Origin of the sequence: Mucilaginibacter conchicola, assembly GCF_003432115.1 — a bacterium.
GTDB classification, from domain to species: Bacteria; Bacteroidota; Bacteroidia; order Sphingobacteriales; family Sphingobacteriaceae; genus Mucilaginibacter; species Mucilaginibacter conchicola.
Map to the genome: position 1 here is coordinate 507,315 of NZ_QWDC01000003.1, position 26,274 is coordinate 533,588.

20 protein-coding genes are annotated in these 26,274 nt (G+C 45.2%); 11 read left to right on the forward strand and 9 right to left on the reverse strand.

Annotation, left to right across the window (positions count from 1 at the left end):
* Positions 1 to 42 precede the first annotated feature (42 nt).
* From D0C36_RS18915 to D0C36_RS18925, 3 genes are all read right to left on the reverse strand, one after another.
* The gene (locus tag D0C36_RS18915) at positions 43 to 3,279 is read right to left on the reverse strand and encodes an error-prone DNA polymerase (protein ID WP_117393219.1); all 3,237 of its coding nucleotides are present in this window, start codon (positions 3,277 to 3,279) and stop codon (positions 43 to 45) included.
* 249 nt (positions 3,280 to 3,528) lie between these two features.
* Positions 3,529 to 5,037, reverse strand: a complete 1,509-nt coding sequence (locus D0C36_RS18920) for a Y-family DNA polymerase (RefSeq protein WP_317126781.1) — start codon at positions 5,035 to 5,037, stop codon at positions 3,529 to 3,531.
* Positions 5,037 to 5,774: an ImuA family protein gene (locus D0C36_RS18925; RefSeq protein WP_117393221.1), complete on the reverse strand. Its 738-nt coding sequence runs from the start codon at positions 5,772 to 5,774 to the stop codon at positions 5,037 to 5,039. The genes D0C36_RS18920 and D0C36_RS18925 overlap by 1 nt, the downstream gene beginning before the upstream one ends.
* Before the next feature lie 73 nt (positions 5,775 to 5,847).
* Between D0C36_RS18925 and D0C36_RS18930 the strand changes: the two genes are divergently transcribed.
* On the forward strand, positions 5,848 to 6,117 hold the full coding sequence (locus tag D0C36_RS18930) for a hypothetical protein (RefSeq protein ID WP_147322046.1): 270 nt from the start codon (positions 5,848 to 5,850) through the stop codon (positions 6,115 to 6,117).
* Positions 6,118 to 6,237: 120 nt separating this feature from the next.
* The gene (locus D0C36_RS18935) at positions 6,238 to 6,570 is read left to right on the forward strand and encodes a hypothetical protein (protein ID WP_117393223.1); all 333 of its coding nucleotides are present in this window, start codon (positions 6,238 to 6,240) and stop codon (positions 6,568 to 6,570) included.
* A gap of 6 nt (positions 6,571 to 6,576) precedes the next feature.
* Here the strand turns inward: D0C36_RS18935 and D0C36_RS18940 are convergent, their stop codons facing one another.
* The 4 genes from D0C36_RS18940 to D0C36_RS18955 are packed head-to-tail and all read right to left on the reverse strand — an operon-like array spanning position 6,577 to position 9,254.
* Positions 6,577 to 7,230: a response regulator transcription factor gene (locus tag D0C36_RS18940; protein WP_117393224.1), complete on the reverse strand. Its 654-nt coding sequence runs from the start codon at positions 7,228 to 7,230 to the stop codon at positions 6,577 to 6,579.
* 6 nt (positions 7,231 to 7,236) lie between these two features.
* Positions 7,237 to 8,028: a sensor histidine kinase gene (locus D0C36_RS18945; protein ID WP_117393225.1), complete on the reverse strand. Its 792-nt coding sequence runs from the start codon at positions 8,026 to 8,028 to the stop codon at positions 7,237 to 7,239.
* Complete coding sequence (locus tag D0C36_RS18950; RefSeq protein ID WP_147322047.1) at positions 7,992 to 8,651, reverse strand: hypothetical protein; 660 nt, start codon at positions 8,649 to 8,651, stop codon at positions 7,992 to 7,994. The genes D0C36_RS18945 and D0C36_RS18950 overlap by 37 nt, the downstream gene beginning before the upstream one ends.
* Positions 8,652 to 8,660: 9 nt before the next feature.
* The gene (locus D0C36_RS18955) at positions 8,661 to 9,254 is read right to left on the reverse strand and encodes a hypothetical protein (protein WP_147322048.1); all 594 of its coding nucleotides are present in this window, start codon (positions 9,252 to 9,254) and stop codon (positions 8,661 to 8,663) included.
* A 297-nt stretch (positions 9,255 to 9,551) separates the two neighbouring features.
* Here D0C36_RS18955 and D0C36_RS18960 point away from each other — a divergent pair, with 297 nt between their 5' ends.
* The 7 genes from D0C36_RS18960 (at position 9,552) to D0C36_RS18990 (ending at position 22,664) form a co-directional block, all read left to right on the forward strand.
* Positions 9,552 to 10,088 (forward strand): phage tail protein, encoded by a 537-nt coding sequence (locus D0C36_RS18960; protein WP_117393228.1) that lies wholly within the window; start codon positions 9,552 to 9,554, stop codon positions 10,086 to 10,088.
* A gap of 38 nt (positions 10,089 to 10,126) precedes the next feature.
* Positions 10,127 to 11,044: a methionyl-tRNA formyltransferase gene (locus D0C36_RS18965; RefSeq protein ID WP_117393229.1), complete on the forward strand. Its 918-nt coding sequence runs from the start codon at positions 10,127 to 10,129 to the stop codon at positions 11,042 to 11,044.
* A gap of 36 nt (positions 11,045 to 11,080) precedes the next feature.
* Positions 11,081 to 17,605: a cadherin-like beta sandwich domain-containing protein gene (locus D0C36_RS18970; RefSeq protein WP_117393230.1), complete on the forward strand. Its 6,525-nt coding sequence runs from the start codon at positions 11,081 to 11,083 to the stop codon at positions 17,603 to 17,605.
* Between the two features lie 68 nt (positions 17,606 to 17,673).
* Positions 17,674 to 18,558, forward strand: coding sequence for a PorP/SprF family type IX secretion system membrane protein (locus tag D0C36_RS18975; RefSeq protein WP_158557147.1), 885 nt, complete (start codon positions 17,674 to 17,676; stop codon positions 18,556 to 18,558).
* Positions 18,559 to 18,791: 233 nt separating this feature from the next.
* On the forward strand, positions 18,792 to 20,888 hold the full coding sequence (locus tag D0C36_RS18980) for a ferritin-like domain-containing protein (protein WP_117393232.1): 2,097 nt from the start codon (positions 18,792 to 18,794) through the stop codon (positions 20,886 to 20,888).
* 14 nt (positions 20,889 to 20,902) lie between these two features.
* On the forward strand, positions 20,903 to 21,823 hold the full coding sequence (bufB, locus tag D0C36_RS18985; protein ID WP_117393233.1) for an MNIO family bufferin maturase: 921 nt from the start codon (positions 20,903 to 20,905) through the stop codon (positions 21,821 to 21,823).
* A complete protein-coding gene (locus D0C36_RS18990; RefSeq protein WP_117393234.1) occupies positions 21,816 to 22,664 on the forward strand; it encodes an HvfC/BufC N-terminal domain-containing protein in 849 nt (282 codons plus the stop codon). Before bufB ends, D0C36_RS18990 begins: the two co-directional genes overlap by 8 nt.
* Here D0C36_RS18990 and D0C36_RS18995 read toward each other — a convergent pair.
* Positions 22,661 to 23,863: an MFS transporter gene (locus D0C36_RS18995; RefSeq protein WP_117393618.1), complete on the reverse strand. Its 1,203-nt coding sequence runs from the start codon at positions 23,861 to 23,863 to the stop codon at positions 22,661 to 22,663. The two genes, D0C36_RS18990 and D0C36_RS18995, sit on opposite strands and share 4 nt — an antisense overlap.
* A 160-nt stretch (positions 23,864 to 24,023) precedes the next feature.
* On the opposite strand from D0C36_RS18995, the gene D0C36_RS19000 reads away from it, so the two are divergent.
* Positions 24,024 to 24,449 carry a hypothetical protein gene (locus D0C36_RS19000; protein ID WP_117393235.1) on the forward strand — a complete coding sequence of 142 codons (426 nt, stop codon included), beginning with the start codon at positions 24,024 to 24,026 and terminating at the stop codon, positions 24,447 to 24,449.
* Positions 24,446 to 25,417: an MBOAT family protein gene (locus D0C36_RS19005; protein WP_117393236.1), complete on the forward strand. Its 972-nt coding sequence runs from the start codon at positions 24,446 to 24,448 to the stop codon at positions 25,415 to 25,417. The genes D0C36_RS19000 and D0C36_RS19005 overlap by 4 nt, the downstream gene beginning before the upstream one ends.
* Here D0C36_RS19005 and tam read toward each other — a convergent pair whose 3' ends face one another.
* The gene (gene tam / locus D0C36_RS19010) at positions 25,418 to 26,203 is read right to left on the reverse strand and encodes a trans-aconitate 2-methyltransferase (protein ID WP_117393237.1); all 786 of its coding nucleotides are present in this window, start codon (positions 26,201 to 26,203) and stop codon (positions 25,418 to 25,420) included. It lies immediately after the preceding gene.
* Positions 26,204 to 26,274 lie beyond the last annotated feature (71 nt).

Genomic DNA, 26,274 nt, shown 5'->3' on the forward strand with positions numbered 1-26,274 from the left:
TAGTGCGCCCGCAATATAAACGCGATGGGTTTTAAAAGCAAGTTATTGGAAATTACGCCCCTTGTGCAGCACGTTGGCCACCGGTTTTTCGCGCTGTACAGGTGGGATGGTTTTATCCCTACCGGATAGTGAGATCTCCGGAAATTCTTCTTCCTTCTCTGTCAGTTTACTCAACAGGTTGTTGAGGTTAAAGCAGCGCCGCACCACAATGTGGATCACTTCGCCCTCAATTTGCACCTTGCCTTCAACCATTAGCAGGCGGGCCTGCAGTATCTCGCGACGGTATTTATCAAACACTTTTTCCCATACTACGAGGTTGGTAAAACCCGTCTCATCTTTTATGGTGATGAACAGCACACCTTTGGCCGTGCCCGGCCTTTGCCTTACAGTGATAATGCCTGCCGTTTTAAGCAGGTCGCCGTTTTTGAGTTCTTTTATTTTGGCGGTAGGGGTAACGCCCAGCATATCCAACTGGTAACGTACAAAACTTACAGGATGCGCCTTGAGCGATAAACCGGTAATGGCAATATCCTGTACCACATGCTCAGAAGGGCGCATCAACGGCAGGCTTATCTGTGCTTCTTTTGTACTCTCTGATGGCTGATCGTTGAACAAAGCAATCGGTTTATCATTCAGTGCGGCTATCTCCCACAGGGCCTGACGCCGGTTTAAGTTAAGCGAACCAAATGCATCTGCATCGGCTAAAGCTTTAATGGCATCGGTTGGCAAGCCCGTATTGCTTAGCTGACTGATGGTTTTATATCCCATGCCACGCCGGGCGGTAAGCACATCCATATCTTGTGCAGATAAACCCTTTACCTGTCTGAAACCCAAACGTAAAGCATGGTAATTGCCATCCATTTCTTCAAGTATATTATCCCACTCAGAGTAGTTCACATCCACCGGCCTTACCATAACGCCATGCTCGCGGGCATCATCCACGATCTCGGCAGGCTGGTAAAAACCCATCGGCTGACTGTTGAGCAGAGCCGCTGCAAATACATCGGGATAAAAGCATTTTAGCCAGGATGATATGTACACCAAATGCGCAAACGAAGCCGCATGGCTCTCGGGGAAGCCATAGCTGCCAAAGCCTTCTAACTGTTTAAATACACGGCGCGCAAAATCTTCTTCGTAGCCTTTCTGCATCATGCCGCTCACCAATTTATCACGAAAAGCACTTACCTGTCCTTTAGCTTTAAAAGTGGCCATACTACGGCGTAATTGATCAGCCTCAGCAGGCTTAAATCCTGCTGCGACAATAGCAATTTCCATGGCCTGCTCCTGGAAAAGTGGGACGCCTTTGGTACGACTTAGCACCTCTCTTAGTTCTTCTTTGGGATACTCTTCTTCATCAATTCCGTCCCGCCTGCGCAAATAAGGGTGCACCATGTCACCCTGAATAGGGCCTGGGCGAACGATAGCTACCTCGATCACCAGGTCATAAAACACACGAGGCCTTAGTCTCGGTAACATAGACATTTGCGCACGGCTCTCTATCTGGAAAACGCCCAAAGTATCGGCTTTGCAAATCATGTCGTATACTTCGGGTTCATCCTGCGGTACGCTTTCTAACGTGTAGTGCTTGTGGTAATGCAATTGCAGCATATCAAAAGCCTTGCGGATGCAGGTGAGCATTCCCAGGGCCAGTACATCTACTTTCAGGATGCCTAAGGCTTCCAGGTCGTCCTTGTCCCATTCCAGTTGGGTGCGGTTTTCCATACGGGCGTTCATCACGGGGCATATATCTGAGAGTTTGTTTTGGGTGATGACAAAGCCACCCGTATGCTGCCCCAGTTGCCGCGGAAACCCCATCAGCTGACTGGTGAGTTCCAACACCTTGGCAATATGCGGGTCATCGGGGTTAATGCCCTGGGCAATGAGGCGGTCGCGGTCAAAACCTTCATCGGCCCAGCTCCAGATGGTACCGCCGAGGCGTTTGATGGTATCTTCGGATAGCCCCATAGCCTTGCCCACATCGCGCAGGGCACCTTTGTGGCGTTCCTGGGTTACGGTAGCTACGATGGCGGCATGTTCGCGGCCGTAGGTATCGTAGATCCACTGCATGATCTCCTCGCGGCGTTCGTGCTCAAAATCAACATCCACATCGGGCCATTCCTCGCGCGAGTCGGACATGAAGCGGCTGAACAGCAGTTTTTGTTTCATGGGGTTCACCGGCGTAATGCCCAAACAAAAACAAACCGTACAGTTAGCCGCCGAGCCACGGCCCTGGTGCAATATGTTTAGTTCTTCGGCCTTTTGGGTGTACTCGTAGATCCGCAGAAAATAGGGGGCCAACTTGCGCCGGGCAAAGAAAGCCAGCTCGAACTCTATCTGGTCTAAGGTCTTCTGGTCGATGCCATCCTTGAACCTTTCACGCGCGCCGTTCATGGTATGCTCGCGCAGGTGTTCATCAGCGGTGCGGCCATCGGGGCTGCGCCATTCGGGTTCAAGGTATTTCAGTTCATCGAGCGAAAAATCGCAGGCATCGGCAATTTCCTGGGTACGATGGATGGCATGCCGGTATTGCGCAAAAAGGCGCTCTATCTCTTCAACGGGTTTTAAATAGCGCTCGGCGTTAGCCAGCAGGCGGAAACCTGCGTTGCTGATGGTGCATTTCTCGCGCACGCAGGTTTGGATATCCTGTAACTCGCGGCGGGCGGCTTCGTGGTAATGCACATCATTGGTAGCCACCATGGGGATGCCGGTCTGGTAGATGCGGTGAAGGCGCTTCCTGTCGTGCCCGTTATAAAGTCGGCTGGCTGCTATATACAATTCCTGGCCGAATATCTTTTTATAGACCGCTACGTTACGTTTAAAATCCTCATCAAAGTCAAAGCTGTCATTCAGTTTCTCGGGTGGGATAACGATGAATTTGATGCCCTTTTTATGCTCGTAAACGTCGTTCTTATAGATCTCGCATTTGCCTTTCTCGGTACGCAGGTTACCTAACGAGAGCAGGGCGCAAAGCCGCCCCCAGGCCGTAACATCGGTAGGGTAGGCCAGTAAACTTGGTCCATCCATCAGATCTAACCTACAGGCGGGGATAAAGCCAATGCCTTTTATCTTAGCTTTATCACCACTGTTATCACTTTTTATTTGCTGGTGTGCACGCACAATGCCAGCTACGCTGTTGCGGTCGGTGATGGCAATTTTGGTATAGCCCAGTTCTTTGGCACGCACGGCAAATTCCTCGGGATGCGAGCCGCCCATCATAAAGGTGAAGTTGCTGGTGATCTGCAACTCGGCATATTTTGTTATTTGTTCTTCTTTGTCCATGCCAATTGTCCTTTTAGCAGTTTTGGGGCTAAAGCCCGCTTTTAATGTTCTACATCCGTCCCATGAATGGGACGGCAATGAAATAAAGCACGAAGTCTATCATTGCCGTTGGCTTCAGCCAACGGATTGTAGCGGGTTTTAAATATAATTGCCGCTTTTATACCGTCCCATGAATGGGACGGCAATGAAATAAAGCGCTATGACTATCATTTCCGTTGGCTTCAGCCAACGGAACGCCGGCAATTCTCCTTATGCAAAAAAGCCATGCAGGTACCAGCGCGTACCCTCACCTTCGTGGTGGCCCGAACGGAATACCCAGTAGCGGCCGCCTTTCTCGTCCTCAATCATGTAATAATCGCGGTGGTTGTGCCTTTCGGGATGCTGCCACCATTCGGGTTCAATGCGTTCGGCATCGTCGGCTTTTTTGATGATATGCTTTTTGCCTTTCCATATAAAATGCCTGGGCGGTTCATCGGGTAACAAGGCCATCACTTCTATCCGTTGCGGGTACTTGAGCAATAACGAAGGTCGCGGCCTGCCGTTGTTCCAGTCCATATCCGGTTGCTCGGCAAGGGACAAGGCGGGTTTTAACGAGCGTTCAGGCCAGTAGCTTGCCTGGGGCAGGTAGCGGTGAATGTTTTGTGCACCTATCTTGTTACCCACGCGATCTAATAAACCTGCCAAAGCATCGGTAGATTCATCTGAGCCTTCGGCCAGCCAAAGGTTTTCTTGCTTGTGTTCCACTTCCTCAACCTTAAAAGCATCAAGGGTAAATAACTCAATACCCAGAGCCGGCTCAATACCGGGAATCTTGAGCGCGAAGAGTTTGAGCAGGTGTGCGGCATTGTTTGAAGGTTTATTGGTGCCGATGACGGCTTCTATGACCTTACCATCTACCCGGTAGCCCTTTAAAACAGCTTTGCGCAAACCCATGCCTTCGGCAGTAAGGCGTTCACAAAGCATATCCAGCAGGTCTTTAATGCGCATTTCGATCACTTCAGCCGTGCGGATGGGTTCCAGGAAAGGCAGGCGAACATGATAAGGCTCAACCGGGTGGATGTATTGCAGCGGTTCATCAACATTACCCAAAGCCTGGTGTAGTCTTAGTAGAAAATTATTACCGAAGCGGCGACGCAGCGCAGAGCGTTCGTGTCCGATGATCTGTTTAATATTGAAGAAACCCAGTTTATAAAGCAGGTCTATCGTCTCAGGCTCTATCCGCAAAGCTTCGGGCGGTAGCGGGAGTAGGGCGTTTTGATGTTCGTGCGTTTCAATAATAGGTTTGTGCTTGCCGTAGCGGGCAATGGCCCAGGCAAGGCCAACGGTATCTGCCATGGCCCCGCGCACGTCATAACCTTTAGCCAGCAGCGTTTTTACCAGCGACTTCAGATAATCGTGCTCGCTTCCCCACAGGTGGGTGCAGCCGGAAATGTCCAGGATCAGCCCGTCGCCGTCTATCGAAATAAGGGGCGAGTAGCGGATACACCATGCGGCGGCTTTTTTGAGTATCTCCTCGGCTTTGCCTGGCTCTGCATTTAATACCTGAAGGCCGGGCACCACAGCGCGGGCATCGGCAGCTGCCATGCCGGTGCTGATGCCGTATTGTTCGGTGAGGCGATTGGTGGCTTTAACAATCAGGCGGTTCTTCTCGGGCGCTACCAGCACAAAGGGCACATCCTTCAGTTCCGGTTGCCGGAGCGTAAGCCAATCCGTCAGTAAATGGCGAAACCAAAGTGAAACATAACGCCTGCTCATCATTAACCAACCTGTAATTGTACATCTGTGTATTGTGTTTCCAAATCCTGCTCAGCGGCCCAGGTAAAGCCGTGGTTGCTCCAGCTTAATTGCCATGTGCCGGGCAAGCCGTTGCGTACACGTAGTAACTCCACCTGCCATCGCGGAAAACCTACGCCGGGCAAGTCGCCTTCTGTTTGGCTGGGCAGGGGATTAACCTGCCAGCGAGCCACGCAGGTGGTGGTACTTAGCTTGCGCATATCGCTGCGCAAAACAAAGCCGGTAACCTTGCTGGTCTCAACTACCAGTTGCAACCTGCGCGATTGTGCAAAGCTCAGTTCGTTCACCTCGGCAATAACGGCGGCAACGCCTTCGCATTTCAGGGCTTCTTCCATTACCCAAAGGGTATCGCGTTCGCGCTGGGTATCAATAAATACCAGGCGGTGTGCAGCCACCCCAAAATGATGTGCTGATGGCGGGAAAAACTTTCTGCCGGTGCTTATCCAGATACAAGCACCGTTGTTTTTCATCAGTACAGATAATATCCCCATCATTAAACCGCTGGTGGCGGCTGCCTGCTCTTTTTCGGCACAAAGCATCTCGTGGATGTTGCCGGTGGGGAATATCCCGTTAGGGAAAGCATCCTCAATAGGGCCCAGGCCAATACCTTTTTTTTCGGCAGCAGAGGGTGGGGCAAAACCCTGCCAGCCCAGGATGTCCTTCTGCAAACGTTTAATGATATTTTGGCGGGCCTCTGTCATGATATTTACAAAGGTAAAATTGCTAATATTTTTAGTATTTATAAAGAATTATTTTCATTTTTGTTTGATGACGATGAAAAGTATTACGCTTGAAAGGGAAGCCCGTGCCTGGCTAAAGCGCCGCAACGGTGCCGATGAGGTGATAAACATAGTGCCGGCCATAGAAGAATACCAGGCGGTAAAAACGTATCATTTATATACGGCATACGAAGTACAGCCCGAATTTTTAGGCAGTATTTTGTTTGATGCTGATAATAACTGGATCTACAATGGTAACGACCTGAGCATTAATGAGCAGGAGCAAATGGCTGCTTTTATAATTAATTACCAGGAAAGACTGTAGAGTTGTTGAAATAGCGGGAAATGTTAAGTACCTTGTTAATGCTTAACACAATGATAATATTGAATTAATGTTATCTTACTGTAGCTTTGTTTCAGATAATCAAACAGATACTACTCATATATGAAGGACAAACTTAAACCCCTGATCAAAGAAGCTAAGAAAACCGCGCAACGTGCTATACATCAGCACTTAGTAGTTCAACTAAAAGAAATTACTTTAAAGTTTAGTGAGGGCTCAAAAAAACTTGATAAAAAGATTGATAAAGAAGCTAAAAAACTTGCCCGCAAGTTTGCCAAGGATATCAAGATAGATAAAGAAGCTTTATTAAAAGATAACACGGTTGCTAAAACTCCTGAAGCGGCATCAGCACCAAAAGCACCTGCTGCTCCAAAAGCCGAAGCACCGGCTAAACCAGCTGCAAAAAAGGCGGCTGCAAAACCAACCGCCGAATAATTATTACTACAATTTTATAAGCTCGTTCTTAAGAGCTGATATTACCAGGCCTGTTCTTGATTTTACATCAAATTTCTGGAACAGTGCCTCGCGGTAATTATCAATGGTATGGGGGCTAAGGTTCATCATATCGGCAATTTGCTTGTAGGTATAATCAGAACAGCATAGCTCCAGAAACTTCAACTCGTTTGCGCTTAGGCCAATGCTTTGGCTTTTTACGGGCTGGTTGTTTTGGATATTACGCAGCAATTTGCCCGATACCAACTCATTGATAAAGAATGACTGGTGAGCAATACCTTTAATAGCGCTTATCAGGTCGCCGGCTTTTGATTGCTTAAGCATATAACCGCCCGCACCGCTTTTTAACATGCCTATAATCGGCTTATCCTCTTCAAACATACTCAGGGCAAGTACATTTATATCGGGGTGGTTATCCTTTAACCATTTAGTACTTTCGTAGCCATCCATAACGGGCATGGTAATATCCATCAGTATAACTTCGGGCAGGGGATGGTTGCAAAGTTTATTGATCATATCCGCTCCGTTATCAGCATCAAACAAAACATTTACTTCGTTACTTTCTGATAACAGTTTAACCAGGCCTTGCCTGAACAGGGTATGATCATCTACAATTGCAATGTTAATTTTCTCGATTTCCATTTAGGTTTAGTTGTGTTGTGGTATTTTGATAGTAATAGTTGAGCCTTTGGCAGGGGTGGAGTTAATATCGGCAGTGCCCTGTATCATGGCACTGCGTTTTACAATATTGTGCAGGCCCATCCCGCTTTTGCGGCTAAGTGCTTCATCTACATTAAAGCCGGTGCCGTTATCTGTTATCTGAAGGATGCAAGAACCATCGGTTTGTTTAAGATCAATGTTGATTTCGGTGGCTTTGGCATGTTGTATAATATTATTGATGATCTCCTGGAACAATCTGAACAGGATAGTCTCTTTTATATTATCAAGGTTAAGTACTTCCTGGTCGTGGTTATAGGTGATCTTGAACCTATCAGACCTGCGTAGCCATTGCAGCTCAAAATCAATGGCAGCAGCCAGGCCGCGGCTTACAATTTCTTCGCCATGCAAAAGGCGCGATAAAGCTTTCACTTCTTTTATCGATCGCATGGTTAAGTCCTCAACCAAGGCAAGTTTTTCGGCAGTGCCTTCGGTATCGCTAATGTTTACCGAACTGAGGGTTATGGTAGTGAGGCTAAGCAACTGGCCAATATTGTCATGCAGGTCATAAGCAACGGTTTTAAGTGTTTGCTCCTGCACTTCCATCTGGGTTCTCAGTAACTCGGTCTCAAAGTTTTTCTGCATGGTAACCGTATCTTCTTTATGTTTCTTTTTACGGCGATTATATGATAGCACATACAGTATCAGAAAAAGGGGGGCAATAAGAAAAATAACCGATGTTAACCCTATAAGGGAGATAACTTCCTTTGTCGATATCTGCATATAAAAGCGTATGACCAGCAGGCGTACATCAAAATATCTAAGATATTATAGATAACATACCTGATGGATTTATTATAAATGATGGACTCGTGGCTGGCAAGGTAATCCATAAAGTTGTTACAAGCTGTGCTGCCAAAATAAAAGAATAAAGCGCCGTTTACCCACCAAAACGATGCTGAGTAGAGTAGAGGCTCAAAATGTTCATCCTTTAATTTAAGATAGTAAAAATAAAGGCAGGCAAATACAAAAACCACCGACATGATAGATGCCGTAGCCGATGGGAAGTTTAAAAAATTAAGACGAAACAGCTCACTAAGGTATATCACCATAAATATAGCGTACCACGTATATAGCCATTTTACAGGGTAGTTGTAGGGCTGGTAAAGGTAGTAGAAGAAGTAGCTGGTAAAGCCACACTCAAATAACAGGTAAACATTATAGATAGGGTAGTTGCGGATGTGCAGAAACTCGCGCAGGTAAATACCAGTAAGCTCGGTTACACAGGTAAGCAGCAAAAACGGAATAAACATTTTCCAGGTGGTGCTTTTGTCATTCCGCAGAAAGACAAAAGCAACCAGGAAACATAAAAATTCTGATAAGGTATTTATACTTACAAATATCACTTGTACAGATTATGGGATAAGCGTAGCGCCAACAGTTTTACACTCTCTTGGTGGCGGGCAAATTTCGCCACGGTTCTCTGGCGGGTTACCAACTATAAAGCCCCTGGCAGGTGCATTAGCATTGGCTGTTGCTTTGTCGGTATAATAATCCTGGTGAAATTTCTGGCCAACTTTGTTGGTGCTGTCTTTAGTAGATATCATTACCAGGGTATTGCGGTTCCAGTATATACGGTCGGGTTTGTGGCCACCTTTAAAGCTATCGCTATAAACACTGTCATAAGCAGCAAGATAGAAACGAATACCATCGCCACCCTCGCTTTTTACTTTATTGGCCAGCTTTAATAACCTATCGGCACTAAACCAGATGGCGCGTGTATCAGGCAGTTTTTTTACTTTACCTACATTAGCTTCAGAATAAACCGAATCAATATATCCGGCGCGTTTCTCGTAGTTTTTTACATACTTTTTAGCCAATTCATAAGTAAGGCTGTCGGGGTCGCTGAAGTTAGTATCGGTGTTAAGATCAGCATGTTGATTTTGGCAGGCCGACAGGGCTACTGCGAGCAGCCCGGCCATTGATAAAGCTTTTTTTAGGGATAGCATAGTGTGTTATTTTATAAAAGTTAAGGTTCTCCGAAGGTGGATATTTATAAACAGATAAGCAAATACACAAGCGGCCTTTTTTTCGCTTTAAGAAAATTATAAAAAAGCTGTTTTCACCCTATAATATTTGAAATAATAAAAAGAGTTTTGAGGAATAAACCGCGGGCAGGGTATAAACAGAGTGAATTAGTGCGATGCTAACGTTTTTATTGAAATATTATTGCATGGTAATTTAATACATTTATATTTACAGAACTAATTAACACTATTCATTAAACTTAAACTCTTATCACAACTATGGAACCATTTGTAGGGGAAATCAAAATCTTCGCGGGTACGTTCGCGCCGCAAGGTTGGTTTTTTTGTCAGGGCCAAACTTTACCCATCAGTCAATATCAGGCTTTATTTTCTCTGATCGGCATCTCTTACGGTGGCGACGGTACGCAAACTTTCAGATTGCCGAATCTTGGCGGCACATCGCCAATAGGAACCGGCCAGGGCAGAACCGGTTCGACTTACCAAATGGGACAAATGGGTGGTAATGAAAGCGTTACCCTAACGGCGCAACAAATGCCTGCGCACACGCATACTGTTGCTATAAACACAGAAGCGCCAAGCACAGGATTAGGCGATGGTGCTTATTTAGGTTACAACGCTAACACCGAAACAGGCGATCCTATTCCTTTTTATTCAGCTACTGCAACTGCAGGTAAAACACTTAATCCGCAGGCTGTATCAGTTGCAGGTGGCAGCCAAGCTGTAAATGTTCAACCGCCTTATCTTGCTATGAACTACATTATAGCCTGGACAGGCGTATACCCGTCAAGGCCATAACAGATGACTTCTATTTTCATGGTATTTGATATATCCTGATGAAAATCGGGATAGTATCAAATTCAAAAATATGCACACCCCTGCTTTTAAACCTTAGCAGGATAAAAGCAGGGGTTATGTTGTACTACAGCCCATCGGTAAATGCTGATATCAGTGTTGCCGAGATGGCTGGTTTCTGCAGGATGCAAGGCATCTCGTTTTATGCAGAAACTGATAAAAAAGAACTTTATCAATGGCAGCAGGTTAATGAGCCCGATATAATTTTTATAACGGGATACAGCAACAAGATAGCTGTTGATGAGCTGGGCGGTGTATCAAAAGGTGTTTACAATATACATTTTGGGGCGCTGCCACAATACAGAGGTCCGTCCCCCGTCTTCTGGCAATTAAGAAACGGTGAACCCAATATAGGGATCACCGTACACCAGTTAACCGATAAGTTTGACAGCGGCCCGGTTGCCTGGACAGGATCCGTACGTAACGAAGCTTATTCTACCTACAGTTTTATTAATCAGCAATTGAGCGAATTGCAGGTTAACGGTGTGTTTGAGATACTTAATAAACTAAGTGCCAAACAACCGATATCCTTGCTTTCTCAAGATGAAAACATTGCATGCTATTACGGCAAACCGCAATTGGCAAATGTTTTTGTGAACTGGGAAACTATGGATGCCGGCGAAATAATTAACATGGTAAAAGCATGTGTACCATGGAACAATGGAGCAATTGCTTTTATAAACGGAATAGAATTTAAGATACTGGATGCAGAGACAGCTGAGAAAGTAACTGCTGCACCAAGTACAATTAACACAGATAATAACAAGTTTAATGTGGCCTGCAAAAACAACACAAGCCTAAGCATTAACTTTTTTAAAATAAACGATACCAGCATACCTGCCCGGCATGCCGGTTTTTATGGTTTTAAAACAGGGCAACAGTTTACAAGTAAAATATAGCACTAAATATAAAGTACGCAAATCTTAAACCTTATTATGGAAAAACTTTTACTCCAATTGAAAAATGTGCAAAGCAAAGTGAACCGATCTTTATTGATGGGTTTATTTGTGTTGGCCTTTAGCTTAATTAGCAGCAAAAGCCAGGCGCAGGTGTATTACCTTACATCAGATGAATCAGCTACAACTGCTAACGATTATGATGCATTGTGGAAAATTGGTTCACCATCGGCTTTAACCCCTCAGGGAATGTTTACAAGTCCTACACAGTTAATGCAGGATTTGGCTCACAACAGAATTTTTGTGGTGGAATCGTTATCTGCCAGCCGGTCAATAAAGGTTTTAGATGCAGGCAGTTATCAAATAATTAAAAGCATACCATTGCCTGCAACAGTCAACTCAATGCGTTATGATGCGGTAACAGATAATATATACTTTATTACTACAAACAGTACTATAGCGCTTGATGTAGCAGATGCGCTATACAGGGTTAATCCTACTACAGATAATGCAGTAACACTAATTAAGGAATCTATTACCCCTTCACCAATTTCGCTTGCTCTTGATATTCCTCATAACAGGGTGTTTATTTACGAATCAACAGGTGGCAGCAGCAGAGGGATAAAGACATTTGATCTGGGTTCGCAAAGTTTCACCGAGACAGCTTTTATAAACAGCGGTACAGTTAAAGATATTGCTTATGACCCCACTACTAACTATCTGTATTATTTAACATCTGATGATGTGGTAAGCTCAACTGCTGCTACTGATGCTTTAACAAAGGTGCCACCGGGCGGCAGTGTTGGGGCCAATGTTGTCATAGCTTCGGCATTTACGCCATCACCATCGCAGCAAATGGGTATAGATTTCAGTAAAAACTTAGCTTACATTTACGAAGGAACCCCGGCAAGCAGAGCAATAAAAACTGTTGACCTGACAAACGGAAGTGTACAAACAGTGCTAAATCTTGCAGGTTTACCAAGCGGTATCACTGTTAAAACTATATCTGTAACGCAACTACCATATGTTACAACAGCAAGCGCCGCATCAGTAACGGGTAGCTCGGCTGTTTTAGGTGGCACCGTTACGAGAAGTGACGCAGCCGTAACAGGGCGTGGTGTGGTTTACAGTTCAAGTAATCAAACGCCTACCATAGGCGGTAACGGGGTAACTCAGGCTGTAAATGGTAACGGTACGGGTACATTCTCTGCATCAATAAGCCTTTCGGCGGCTACTACCTATTACGCAAGGGCTTATGCAACAAGTAGTGTAGGTACAACGTATGGTAGTGTAGTGTCATTCGCTACACAATCAAATGACGCCAACCTGTCAAATCTTGCAATTAATTCGGGCCCGTTAAGTCCATTATTTGGATCGGGTACTACCAGTTATACTGCATCGGTAGCTAACTCGATATCAGTTATCGAGGTAACCCCAACCATAAATAATGCCAATGCTTCTGTAAGGGTAAATAATAACCCTGTATCATCAGGTTCGGCATTTCCGGTTGCGCTAAATGTTGGCAGCAATACTATCAGCACAGTGGTTACAGCCCAGGACGGTACAACTAAAACTTACACCGTTACCGTAACCCGCGCAGCATCAAGCGATGCCAACTTATCTGCCATAACTGTTGATAACGCTACGTTAACCCCGGCTTTTAATACTAACACAACCAGCTATACTGTAAGCATACCTAATTTATATTCCTATGTAAGTATGTCAGCAACTGTTAATCAGCCAAATGCAACATTAAAAAACAACGGTTACCCCAAAATATCTGGCCAAACCTATTATTATAATGTGGAGGTTGGTACTACTAATATCAATTATGTAGTAACCGCACAGGATGGCACAACACAAAAAACCTACAACGTTGCGATTATCCGTGCCAAAGCCGACCAAACCATCACTTTAGCTTCAACGGCTTCAAAAACCTATGGCGATGCAGATTATTCTTCGGGTGCTACGGCAAGCAGCGGTTTAACAATTAGCTACAGCAGCAGCAATACCAACGTAGCCACTATTGTAAATAACAATGTGCATATAATTGGTGCAGGTACAACAACCATTACTGCATCACAGGCAGGTGACGGCAATTACAATGCAGCCACAACCGCAACGCAAACGCTTACCGTTGGCAAACGTGCAATAAGCATAAAACCACAGCCGGCTACAAAAGTTTATGGTAATGCGGAGCCTGTGGCATATCCTTATGCCTTAACCGGATCAGGCCTGGCTACCGGAGACGGTATGACGGGATCTTTCACAAGAGTAAGTGGCGAAGCTGTAGGTACTTATGCTTTAAGCTTAGGCACCAAACATCCTGTAAACGCCGGCTCGGGGGCTGATATGTCTGATAATTATGATATAACTTTTATTTCTAACGATCTTACCATAACCGCAAGGCCTGTAACTATAACCGCAAACAGTGGCCAAAGTAAAGTTTACGGACAATCTGATCCAGCTTTCCAATACGGCGTTACAACCGGTAATACCGTTAACGGAGATGTGCTTGCCGGTTCTTTATCGCGGGCAAGCGGTGATGTAGTTGGCACTTACGCTATAAACCAGGGCAGTTTAACCAACGCCAATAACCCTAACTATAATATTACATTTAACCCGGCTACTTTCACTATAACCCGGGCTGCGTTAACTGTTACAGCCGATAATAAAACCAAAGATTATAGCGCGCCTATCCCAACCTTAACCTATCAGATAAGCGGCCTTACTAACGGTGATACAGAGGCGTCGTTAACATCGCCTGTAGAAATTACCACCCTTGCAGATGCTAACTCTGCGCCGGGCAATTACGCTATAGCAGTAAATGGTGCTGCTAATGCTAACTACACCATTGCTTTTGTAAATGGTATCTTAACTATAAATGCACCATCGGCAGATGCTACTTTATCAAACCTTACTACCAGCATAGGCACGCTTGATCCGTTATTCAATCCTAATACAGAAAATTATGAAGTAGCGGTACCTGATGGAACCACGCAGATAGGCGTTACAGCAACTGTTAGCAATGCTTATGCAAACGTAACGGTTAATAACGGTAGCGTTACATCAGGTAATTCGTCAACACAATCTGTTGCACACGGCGATAACCTGATGCCAATAGTGGTTACTGCGCAAAATGGAGATATCAAACAGTATAACCTGAATGTAAAAGTGCCACTTGATAAAAATGCAAAGCTTTCGGGTTTATATTTCTTTGAGACGACTAATGGCAATTACTATCAACCTGATGGTTTTACATTTGACCAGGTCGTACATAGCTATACCATAAATGTACCAAATGATATCAGGGGCTTGCGCTTTTTGCCTTCCCCGGTATCAACTTATTCAACAACAACTATTAATGGTACAACGTACGATGGGTTTTATGCACCAAGCCTTAAACCGGGAACTAATGTCTTTACTATAGTAGTGACCGCTCAGGATCCAACGTATAGTGAGACTTACACCTTTACCATTAACCGTGCATTATCATCAAACAATAACCTGTTTGCACTTGCGCTTGATGGTGTAACGTTAAGCCCGACATTTAACCAGGCAACTATTGATTACACTGCTTCTGTTACAAATACACAGTACTCGGTAAATGTAAGTGCGTCTTTAGCTGATACTACAGCCCGTGTAAAAGTTAATAATGGTACTTACGGAAATTATATTAACCAAACGGTAAATTTATTAGGCGGTAACAATACCATTGCTATAGATGTAAAAGCTGCAAACGGCGATTTTAAAACCTACACTGTTGTAGTTAACAAAGCATTGTCAACAGATGCAAGTTTATCAAACTTAGTAGCCAGCACAGGGGCGTTATCTCCAACTTTTGATCCGGCAGTAAAGGATTATACTCAAACGGTTTCAGGCTCGCAGACAAGTATAAACTTAACACCAACTGTTAACGCAGCTACTACAAATGTTACCGTAAATGGGCAAAGTGTTATCAGCGGAAACGCATCAAGCAACCTGCCGCTGATATACGGTAGTAACACCTTTAATATTGTAACTACTGCAGAAAGCGGTGCTACAGACCAATATACAATTGTAGTGACCCGCCCTGAGCCACTATCAACCAACGTAGTTGTTTCATTGAAAAACAATACAAACTCAACATTTTATAAAACTAAAGTGAATGGCGTGGATGGCTATAAAATATCTGTGCCATCTGATCAAACCAGCATCCAGATAACACCTACAGTTTTTGAAAATGCTACCATAACCATCAATGGCACAGCGGTACAAAGCGGTTCAGCATCGGCACCAATAAATTTAAATGCCAACGGTGTAACTGTAATTACAGCTGTAGTTACCGCGCAAGACCATATTACTACCAAAACTTACCCTATAAGTGTAACCCGTGCGGGTTCTAATAACGCTCAACTTACACTTGCATTAAGCCAAAGTGCGGTACTGCAGTCAACAACAGGCACGGCAGATTACAATTACACTACATCGGTGTCTTCAACAGCAAGCTCGATACAGGTAACCCCAACTGCCAAAGATGCAAATGCAACTATAACAGTAAATGGTGTAACTGTAGCATCAGGCGCTGCATCATCGCCAATAGCGTTAACGGGCAGTGTAACCAATATTAACGTAGTGGCCACTGCAGAAGACGGTGTAACCGTAAAAACTTACGCCATCAAGGTAAGCCGTACCGGTTCTAATAATGCGCAGTTAACCCTTGCAGTAAACCAGAACGCTATATTGCAAGCAACAACAGGTACTGCTGATTACAATTACACAACATCTGTATCTGCTGCAATAAGCTCTATACAGGTAACGCCAACCGCTAAAGATGCAAATGCAACTATAACTGTAAACGGTATAGTTGCAACATCAGGTGTAGCATCACCGGCAATAGCTTTATCAAACGGTGTAACCGATATCAATATAGTGGCCACTGCAGAGGATGGAGTAACTGTAAAAACGTACTCCATTAAAGTGAGCCGCACGGGTTCTACCAACGCCCAACTATCGCTTGCGTTAAGTGATAATGCTACGTTACAAAAAACAACAGGTACTGCCGATTACAATTACACAGCATCTGTTGCTGCCAATGTAAATTCAGTAACGCTTACACCAACAGCTAAAGACCCGAATGCAACTATAACCATCAATGGTGTGGCGGCAACATCAGGCGTGGCATCATCACCAATAGCTTTATCAAGCGGTGTAACGGATATTAATGTAGTGGCAACCGCAGAAGACGGCGTAGCTACCAAAACTTATGTAATTAAGGTAAGCCGTAACGGCTCTGGTAACGCCCAAATGGAACTTGCATTGAGTAACTATGCGTTGTTAGAAAGAACAACAGGTACTGCAAGTTATAACTACGTTACGTCGGTATCAGCTGGTGTAAACTCAATAACAATAACACCAACCGCAAGAGATTCAAAAGCAACTATAACCTTAAATGGTGTAACTGTACCATCGGGTGTGGCATCGTCACCAATACCTTTATCAAGCGGTGTAACAGACATTAACCTGGTTTGTACAGCAGAAGATGGTGTAACTGTAAAAACCTATGCAATTAAAGTTAGCCGCGTAGGTTCTAATAATGCACAACTTACACTTTCATTAGGCGAAGGCATTTCTTTAGAAAAAGCAACAACAGGTGCTGCTGATTATAATTATACTGCATCTGTGGCTTATGCCGTAAGTTCGGTACAGGTAACACCAATAGCTAAAGAACCGCACGCCGTTGTAACCGTAAATGGCGTGGTTGTAGCATCAAAATCGGCATCATCGCCAATTGTTTTAGTAGTTGGTGAAAACACTATTAACGTAAGCGCGACTGCCGAAGATGGGGTTACTGTTAAAACTTACAGTATTATAATTACACGCGCTCTGTCAAACAACGCAGATCTGGCAACCGCGGAGACAAGCGAATTTAATAATGGTGCTCCTGTAGGGTCTCCAATGACATTTACTCAGACATCTTCAAACACGTTTGAAGCTACGCTTTATACTGCGCTTCCTTACACTTTGGGCTTTAAATTTACAGCGGCAAACGCTAATTCAAAGATTTATCTACTTACTTTTGGTTATATTCAAAACGGGGGGTACGATAGTCAATTAGTCGGAACAATCACTTCGTATTCAGATTTTACGTTTCCTATTAGAGTATATGCAGAAGACGGTAGAACCTCTAAATTTTATACTGTGAAACTAAAAATAGCGCCACTGCCACAAAATTTAGCAGGTACGAAAGATGCAATTAAAATGGTATCTAAAAACACCAACAGCTTTGTTGCTACCGATGATGTAGTGGTACACCAGGGTGTATCGCCAAACGGTGACGGTGTTAACGATTACCTGGTGATTGAAGGTTTATCAAACACAACAGGCAATAAGCTATCGGTTATGAATGCTGCAGGTAATCTGGTATTCGAGACCAAAGATTACGGTAAGGATGGTGCTAACCTGTTTACCGGCCGCAGCCGCAATGGCGATATGCTTAAAGCGGGTACTTACTACTACTCGCTTGAATACCAGGTGGGTAAAGAAACCAAACGTAAAACCGGTTACCTGATACTTAAATACTAATAAAAGACCGTTTAATGTTTGAAGGGAATAAAGTGAAGAAGTCTTTTATAATAAACAGTTCAATAGTAATGATGCTAAGCCTGCTGCTCAACAGCAGCAGGCTCTTAGCTCAGCAACAGCAGATATTCAGCTATAGCCAGTATGCTGATAACCTTACTCCGGTAAACCCTGCGTACTCCTTACTGGATAAGGCAGGCTCCATTAACCTGATGGGGAAGAGGCAGTTTATTGGTATTGATGGCGCACCAACCAGCTTAATGCTCAGCGGCAGTTTACCCATTGAGTCTATAGGCGGTGCGGCAGGTATATTCGTACTGAACGACCAGGTAGCCGTGGAGAAGCAATTAGAGGTGAATGCCTTTTTTGCCAAGAGCATACAACTATCGGCAGAGGATTACTTGTCGGTTTCACTGAATGTAGGTGTGCGCAATTACAATGCACTTTATTCAACGCTTGACCCTTATGACACGCAATTTAAGGATGATGTAAGGGAAACGTCGCCTAATCTTGGCTTTGGTGTAATGTTTTACAGCAACAAGTACTATGTGGGTTTTTCGCTGCCAGAGCTTACCATTCGCAGTTTAGGTACGGCATCGGTACAGCAGGCTAATTACCTGAAGAACCACTATTATTTTAGTGGCGCTTATCTGGCAGATCTGAGCGAGGATATCAAGTTTAAACCATCAACCCTGGTATCGTACGTAAAAGGTTCTGATATGCTGGCCGATTTTACGGGTACTTTTTACCTGAAAGAGCAGCTGGGCCTGGGTGCCGGCTACCGTACCAACAAACGCGGTGCAGGCATCATATCCATACTGGGCGATAATTACAAAATTGGTTACGCATACCAGTTTGGTACATCATCAAATAACCTGGGTGGCTTTAATACCACCGTACACGAGGTAACCCTCGGCTACCGCTTTGGTAAAACAAGCGGGAGAAAGTTGCTTTAACAATATAGTAAAACGCCGCTGCCATTTGGTAGCGGCGTTTTTATAAGATAAGTGTAAATGCTGAAAAGCCTTTAGCAGAGCAGGGGGTAACCTTACGCTTTATGAGGTTTGCCTATCATTACGGCTATTGTTTGCAAACAATAGTTTTTCTATCCCCCAAAAATGTAATGGTGTTTGTTGCCTGTTTGCAGGCTATGCTCTCTTCTAATTAACCAATTAACCTAATAGTTATCATGAAAACAACGCTCCTGTTTACTGATGCCGACCGCCTGAAAAACCGGCCGGTAGTTAAGAAAGAGATCGACGAGAAGGCCCTGCATGCATTGGTGCAGTCGGCCGTTAACGTTGAGCTTTTTACCATCCCGCTGTACATGACCTCACTTTACTCGCTGCAGGGCATGCACGAGATAAACAGCAAGAACAGTAATTTTTACGAAGGCCGTATATGGCCGGGTATGGCAGCATCGGCACATCCAAAAAATCCTAATGAGCAGGCTTTTAATGCTGTGTTCAGCGTGTTCGTGGCCGAGATGTTGCACCTGCAGATCATATCAAACCTCGCCAACACCGTTGGGTACGAGCCCAAGTTTACCTGCGCACCTTTGCAGGATGAGAAAACTTATGCCTGGAAATGCTACTCGCCCGATTCGACAGTGCTGCCGGGCATTCTTGATTTTCAGGATACTCTAAAAAGTACCGATATCCGCGTAAAGCTTGGGCCGATGAACGAGGAGCAATGCAAACTGTTCCTGGCCATTGAGCAAACAGAGAAAGCGGCTATGGCCGATATCGACCCCGATAAAAAGAAAAAATACGAAGAGACCGCCCCTTATGATAACTGGAAAGAAGGCGAGACGCTGCCATATTTTGGTTCGATAGGGAATATGTATCTGCAGTTATGGAATTACCTGTCTATCCAGTATGCTGATGGTACCACCCTTTGGGAGATTGTGTTTCAGAAAGGTATTGAGATGGCACGGAAAAAGGTTGTTGGCTTTGGGCCTAAACCAACCACGCCATTACAAAAAGAGGTATTTAATCCCGGTCGCCTGGAGAAAGAGGGCACACCAGACCGTTATAAGAGCGACGAGTACCCACACATGCCAACCAGCATCAACACGCCCGATCCTGAAAAGGCCCTGCATGATGTGCTGAACATGATCAACGGTATTACCGACCAGGGCGAAGGCGGTGGTGTTATTGAGGAGATATTACTCCGCGTTAGCAAAAGCCGCAACCTTAAAGCGCCGCTAACATTGCAGGCTGTGCAGGATATGTTCCAGCCAAAATGCCCGGTGCTGCGTAATAAATATCCATCATACAACGCAACAGGTGGCGAGGTGGATTCTGCCAAAGCCGAAGCCCGTGGCCATTTCGGTAAAATGGATCACTATGAAACTTTTCAGTTTGTATTAGACCTGATTGAAAAAGGTGGCATAAAAACATGGGACCAATGGCATGCCGAAGGCAATAAATGGACGCCTGAATTATTGCAAACTGCCCCTTACGACCCTGCACGCTATCCGGATCTGCCAACTTCTGATGCTATATCCGGCGCTTTAAACCGTTTGAAAGAGAATGATGCTGATGGCAAAAATTACGAACTATTCAGCCGTACCTCAACCGGCGCCATTGCCGGCGTAACCCGCGTGCTGAACGATTTCTTCCAGAATCCTAAAACTGCTTTCCCTTACCCGTCAATGGGTGGTTCTGGCGATAGGATGTCTATTTGTTGGGCTATCTTCGGTAAAATACCTGATATATCGTTAGGGGTTGATGTGCCGGGTAATGCGCCTATAGACAGGAGCCAGCACCTGTACCATGCCTGCCAGGGTCTTAACCTTGACGAATCCATCAAACGTGATCCTGCAAGCTGTGCACCGGTAGAATTGTACCATACTTGCAAAGGCTCAAACGAGTGTAAAGGCGAAGGCGGTTGCGGCTTCGTGCAGTCGTCACATGGTGGTGGTGGCTGCGGTGCGCCATCAAGCTATAACTTCCTGCAGGCTAAGGGTACAAAAGTATCGCCGTATAGTCCGCCGTCTGATAATGCATGTGGTGCTTTAGGTGGTTGCGCGGTGCCTATTTCTGCTTCGCAGATGTACCCCGAAATCCCGGCACCTAATGAGTATGAGATGATGCTGAACAACTACGGCCCTGCACCAGACCATGACCCTGAGGACCTGGGTTTAATGCCTTACGCTAAAGGCGAACTGGTTTATGATGTTGCCTGGAAAGCCTACAGCGAGGTGCTGCAAAAACGCGGCGTACCGGTACCTGATAAACCTGCACCAAGCGACCTGAGACTGGCTTTCCCGCCATCAACCTAAAAAGATATTCGGTTATGAGTATTCAACAATTACCACGCCTGGGCCTGCCAAATTTGGGCCTGGGCGTTGGTTTACGCAGCAAGCATTTTAATTATCTGTTGCAGAACCCGCCACAGGCAGATTGGTTCGAGATCATCAGCGAGAACTTTATGGATGATTTTGGCTTTGCCCGCCATGTGCTGATGCACGTACGTAAGCAGGTGCCGGTGGTTATGCATGGGGTATCGTTATCGGTAGGCAGTACCGATCCCATCAATTATGGTTACCTGGCTAAGCTGAAAGCCCTCGCCGAAGCTATAGAACCCGAATGGATCTCAGATCACCTTTGCTGGACGGGTGTTGCCTATACCAACACGCACGATCTGTTGCCCATGCCCATGACCGAAGAAAGCTTTGCCCATGTTGCCGAACGCGTTTTGCTTATTCAGGATTATTTGAAACGACCGTTGATATTAGAGAACCCCTCAACCTACCTGCAGTTTAAAGCCTCAACCATACCCGAGTGGGAGTTTATGGGCACGCTGGCTAAAGAAACAGGCTGCGGTTTACTGTTGGATGTGAACAATGTATTTGTATCGGCCCATAACCATGGGTTTGATGCTATGCAATACATTGAGAACCTGCCGCATGAGCATATTGTACAGATGCACCTGGCAGGCCCAACGGATTGCGGAGCATTATTGGTGGATACGCATGACCAGCCCGTGCCATCACAGGTATGGGAGCTATACCAGCGGGCACAACAGTTAACGGGGGGCGTAAGTGCCCTTTTGGAGTGGGATGCAAAGATTCCCGAATACCCTGAACTGCTTGAAGAACTGTTTAAAGCCCGCGAAGTGATGAAAGGCAATATTCCCGCTACTCCGGTTTACAAGTCGGAACGTATGCAGGTATCCAATCCTGTTGATTTTCAATTACAGGCCACCAATGATTAAGCAGGATACCGCTTTGTTACAACATTGGCTCCGCACCATCATCATGGCGCCGGGGCAACTGGAGCACAAAATGGCTGTGGCCTCGAGAATACATCAGCTGGATGAGTATGATGTGGTTATCGAGAACGAAATAGCACCTATACAAGCCCGCCTTAATGTATATAGCCAGGGTTATATAGCCCGCCTGCTGGATTGCATGTATGCCGATTACCCCGCCTGTAAAAAGTTTATGGGCGATGAAGTGTTCGATAGTTTTGCCAAAGCGTATCTGATGTATCATCCATCAACCTCGTTTACACTGTTTGACCTCGGCAAAGCTTTCCCGGAGTTTTTGGAACGAACCAAACCCAAATTTGATGAAACCGGGGATACTGCATACTTTGATATCCCTGCAGAATTAGCCCGACTGGAACGCGCCAAACAGTACGCTTTGCGCGCACCGGGTACCGAGGACGCAGATAACAATGCATCAGATATACAAACTTATGGCTTGCTCTTTGGTAATTTAAAAGTGCGCTTGCCCGAATGCCTGCAATTGCTGGAGATGGCTTTCCCGATGAAGCAATTTTTCTCGGCATTGCATAATGATGAGGAATACGAGATGCCGTCGCCCCGAAAAACTTTTATGGCTGTTAGCCGCAAGAATTACAGGGTGATGATAGATGAGCTTACTGAAGCACAATATCTGCTGCTGCAGCAATGTGGCAAACACGGTGACTTTTATAAAGCGGTAACCGCAGTTAGTGCCATGGTTGATACAGATCAATCAGAATTGTTGGCTGATGCCATGCTTTGGATGCCTTATTTTGCCCGCTGCGCATTTCTGGTTATCGAAACTTAGATCTCACTTTCTATCGCAATGGGCTGCCCGCGTTTGGCCAAAACCCTGTGCCTGAAACCCATGTACACCAAAGCCAATACTGCTACCACGCCGCTGGCATACATAATGCGCGGAACCATACCTATAACGTCCTGGTAAAACCAGCCTGATATTAAAGCGCCCAAACCTATACCTGCTTCTAACGAGATATACATGGTTGCCATGGCTTTGCCCCGATGATCCGGATGGCTCATATCAACCGTCCATGCGTTTAGGGCAGGGGAGAGAATGCCTGTGGCCACCCCATACACTACACCGCCTATCATTAAACCGGTAACTGTGCCTGCAAAGCCAATGATGAACAACGATATTACAAGCAAGCCCAGCCCGGTATTAATAACCGAAATACGGCCATATTTATCAGATACTTTACCTGCTACAAAACGTATCAATAACGATGCTATAGTAAACACCATAAAGAAAAGCCCCTTGTTTACGATGCCGAGATGCTGGCTCCAATCCGGGATTACAGTTAGTATTGCACCGTAAGCTACATACGATAACAGTGTTACAACAGCTGCAGGTAAAACCTCTACCGCAATGATATCCTTACGGGATAATTTTAATATGGAAAGGCTGAACGGGCGTTTATCTTTCAGCGTCTCTTTCATGTTCATCAATATCAGTATTGACATCAGCGCAAAAAACGATGAAACGTAGAACAGCACATCCAAAGAGAAATATAACCTTATGGTACTCCCAATTGCAGGCCCAACGGCCAAACCTGTACTAAAACATATCCCATGGAAACCCAAAGCCTCGCCCCAGCGCTCGCGAGGTACTATATCTGCTACATAAGCCGCTGTAGCAGTAGGTTTAAAACCGGTAGAAAAACCATGTATCAACCTTAAAAACAGGAACCCCGCTACAGTACCTAATAAGGGATACAAAAAGCCGCATACAAAACACACAATAGACCCAACCGCCATAACCGGCACACGCCCAAGCGTATCTGTTAACCTGCCGCTGAAAGGCCTGGAGATGCCCGCCGTAAGCGTAAACAAGGCGATGATCAACCCTTTGTACTCCGCGCCACCCAAACTGCTGAGGTAAGAAGGCAGCTCGGGCAGAAGCATATTAAAACTGCAGGAGAAAAGGAAAGAGCTGAGGCAAACCAGCGCAAAATGTAAATTATAAATAGGATGAGCTTGTTTTGCCATGGTGTTTTTTTGCGTTTGCAAGTGTAAGAAAAGTGTATCAAATACTTTAGCGAAGTTTAGTATAATAACAAGAAAAGGGATGAACCATAGCAATATGATTTTATATTAATTATATTTTCAGTAATTATTGAAAGTATAATTAATATAATTACCTTTGCGTATGGATATCACGATACAAAACATGGTAAAGCTGGCCGGGGTAGGCCAACTGATGCTGGCAACGGTTAGTATTATAGTACCTAAAGTACTTAAATGGCCGCAGGAGTTAAGCAAAGTAGAGCCTATGATAAAAAGGCTGTTTTGGGTTTATGCTATATATATATTGGTTATCAATAGTAGTTTTGGTTTGTTATCGTTACTGATGAGCGGGCAATTGATAAGCGCCAAGCCACTTGCATGCGCAGTAACTGGTTTCATAGCTCTTTACTGGATCTCACGGTTAGCCATACAATTTTTCTATTTTGACAGAAGCAATTTCCCGAAAGGGACATGGCCCATGATAGGAGAGATGGTGCTCGTAACGGCTTTTGTTTTCTTTAGCGCTGTTTACAGCTATTTGTTTTACCTTAATATTAACCAGATATGAACCCCGATCTGATCATCCGTTTAGCTGCCTTCGGGTTGATTAATCTTTTGCTGGTTATAGCAGGGTATTCCATTGTTAAACGCGTGTATCTGATGTTGAGCTGGGTCTTATTTCTTTTATCTATCGGTGTAATATACCTGCTGTTTGTGCATCAGCATCCAATACTGAAAATGCTGGCCATTATCGCCACCACTTTTACTGCTATGAAACTGGTGGCAGTATCGGCAACGCACCATAAAACTGCCTTTAAACTTACATTTAAACAATGGTGTTTTTTTGCGGGTGCCTGGGCAGGTATGCGCCCGCAGCCTTTTGAAACACTTGGCGGCCCTGCCCCAACCGGTGCCGCAAAAATGGTAAAGTTTGGCATCAGCCGGATTGTATTGGGCGCTTTACTCATCTGGTTAACCCGTTTGCTCAATTATTATGAACTGATATCGAGCCCATCTGCCGAGTATGCGGTAACGGCAATGTTGTTGCTGGTGGGTTTTAGCCTGATACTTCACTTCGGGATATTGAGCATAAGCGCGGGCATGTGGCGCCTGCAGGGTGCCGATACCTGTTACTTGTTCAGGAAGCCGGCCACGGCCTTAAGCCTCACCGAATTTTGGGGTAAGCGCTGGAACCTGGCCTTTAGCGAAATGACCTCTGTTGCCATATTCAGGCCGCTTAAACAGCGGCTGGGAAATGGCGGGGCGCTGCTTATCTCATTCATCTTCTCAGGGCTCTTACATGAGTTGGCTTTAAGCGTTCCCGTAAATGCAGGCTATGGTTTGCCCGCGTTGTATTTTCTTATCCATGCATTGGTGGTGATGCTGGAGCGTATCATCAGAAAATACTCCCCCAATTTCTTCGCTAATAAGATAATCGCACATGCGTGGGTTTTCTTTTGGCTGGTTGTGCCTGCCCCGCTGTTATTCCACCCTCAATTCATTGCATGTATCTTGAGGCCCATGGCCGGCTTATAACTACTTCACCGCCACGATAAACAATCTTGGGTAAGGCAACAACACAGTACCATCAGACTGTGCTGTGTATTCCTTAGCTATTTGCTGTTGATACTCTTCCAGAAAAGCTTGTTGTTCATCGGTATCCAAAGCATCCAGATAGGGGCGCAGGCCGGTACTTTTTACCATCTCTACCACACCTGCTGCGCCTGATTTAATAGGATGAAAATAAGTAGTGCGCCAGATATCTAAGGACGATACAGTATTGTGCAATAAATTAAAATACCAATCGGCAGGTTGGCGATCAAGGCGTTTGGGGGCGGCGGTGAGTTTCTCTGCCCATGGGCCGTTAGCAGCAACCTGGCGCATAAGGCGGTGCGTTGGTTCGGCAAAGTTATCGGGCATTTGAATGGCAAGGGTACCGCCGGGGTTAAGCCTGGCAAGCAGGCCCGGGAATATCCCGGCATGATCTGGCACCCACTGCAAAACGGCATTAGACAAGATCACATCAAATGGCCCCTGGTTTTGCCATGTGGCAATATCTGCCACATCAAACACCAAATTGGGCAATCGTTTACGCGCAGCCTCTATCATGTTTTCAGAACTATCCATGCCTGTAATTTCGGCGTTGGGGAATTTCTTTTGAAGCAATTCTGTTGAATTTCCGGGGCCACAGCCCACATCCGCAGCCTTTTTTATATCGTAGGTTAAGATACGGTTAAGCAGATCATGTATGGGGCGGTTGCGCTCGGCCTCAAACTTGCTGTATAAACTTGCAGACCAGGTGTCTTTACTGTGATTATTCATAATACCAATGTTATAGTTTAAACACCTCTGATAGCGATATGGTTTATAAAATTAACTGGAACGATTAGGAA

Bases quoted from the DNA above. Each gene is read 5' to 3' on its own strand.
- D0C36_RS18915 (WP_117393219.1), bottom strand. From the start codon at position 3,279: ATGGACAAAGAAGAACAAATAACAAAATATGCCGAGTTGCAGATCACC.
- D0C36_RS18920 (WP_317126781.1), bottom strand. From the start codon at position 5,037: ATGATGAGCAGGCGTTATGTTTCACTTTGGTTTCGCCATTTACTGACG.
- D0C36_RS18925 (WP_117393221.1), bottom strand. From the start codon at position 5,774: ATGACAGAGGCCCGCCAAAATATCATTAAACGTTTGCAGAAGGACATC.
- D0C36_RS18930 (WP_147322046.1), top strand. From the start codon at position 5,848: ATGAAAAGTATTACGCTTGAAAGGGAAGCCCGTGCCTGGCTAAAGCGC.
- D0C36_RS18935 (WP_117393223.1), top strand. From the start codon at position 6,238: ATGAAGGACAAACTTAAACCCCTGATCAAAGAAGCTAAGAAAACCGCG.
- D0C36_RS18940 (WP_117393224.1), bottom strand. From the start codon at position 7,230: ATGGAAATCGAGAAAATTAACATTGCAATTGTAGATGATCATACCCTG.
- D0C36_RS18945 (WP_117393225.1), bottom strand. From the start codon at position 8,028: ATGCAGATATCGACAAAGGAAGTTATCTCCCTTATAGGGTTAACATCG.
- D0C36_RS18955 (WP_147322048.1), bottom strand. From the start codon at position 9,254: ATGCTATCCCTAAAAAAAGCTTTATCAATGGCCGGGCTGCTCGCAGTA.
- D0C36_RS18960 (WP_117393228.1), top strand. From the start codon at position 9,552: ATGGAACCATTTGTAGGGGAAATCAAAATCTTCGCGGGTACGTTCGCG.
- D0C36_RS18965 (WP_117393229.1), top strand. From the start codon at position 10,127: ATGAAAATCGGGATAGTATCAAATTCAAAAATATGCACACCCCTGCTT.
- D0C36_RS18970 (WP_117393230.1), top strand. From the start codon at position 11,081: ATGGAAAAACTTTTACTCCAATTGAAAAATGTGCAAAGCAAAGTGAAC.
- D0C36_RS18975 (WP_158557147.1), top strand. From the start codon at position 17,674: ATGATGCTAAGCCTGCTGCTCAACAGCAGCAGGCTCTTAGCTCAGCAA.
- D0C36_RS18980 (WP_117393232.1), top strand. From the start codon at position 18,792: ATGAAAACAACGCTCCTGTTTACTGATGCCGACCGCCTGAAAAACCGG.
- bufB (WP_117393233.1), top strand. From the start codon at position 20,903: ATGAGTATTCAACAATTACCACGCCTGGGCCTGCCAAATTTGGGCCTG.
- D0C36_RS18990 (WP_117393234.1), top strand. From the start codon at position 21,816: ATGATTAAGCAGGATACCGCTTTGTTACAACATTGGCTCCGCACCATC.
- D0C36_RS18995 (WP_117393618.1), bottom strand. From the start codon at position 23,863: ATGGCAAAACAAGCTCATCCTATTTATAATTTACATTTTGCGCTGGTT.
- D0C36_RS19000 (WP_117393235.1), top strand. From the start codon at position 24,024: ATGGATATCACGATACAAAACATGGTAAAGCTGGCCGGGGTAGGCCAA.
- D0C36_RS19005 (WP_117393236.1), top strand. From the start codon at position 24,446: ATGAACCCCGATCTGATCATCCGTTTAGCTGCCTTCGGGTTGATTAAT.
- tam (WP_117393237.1), bottom strand. From the start codon at position 26,203: ATGAATAATCACAGTAAAGACACCTGGTCTGCAAGTTTATACAGCAAG.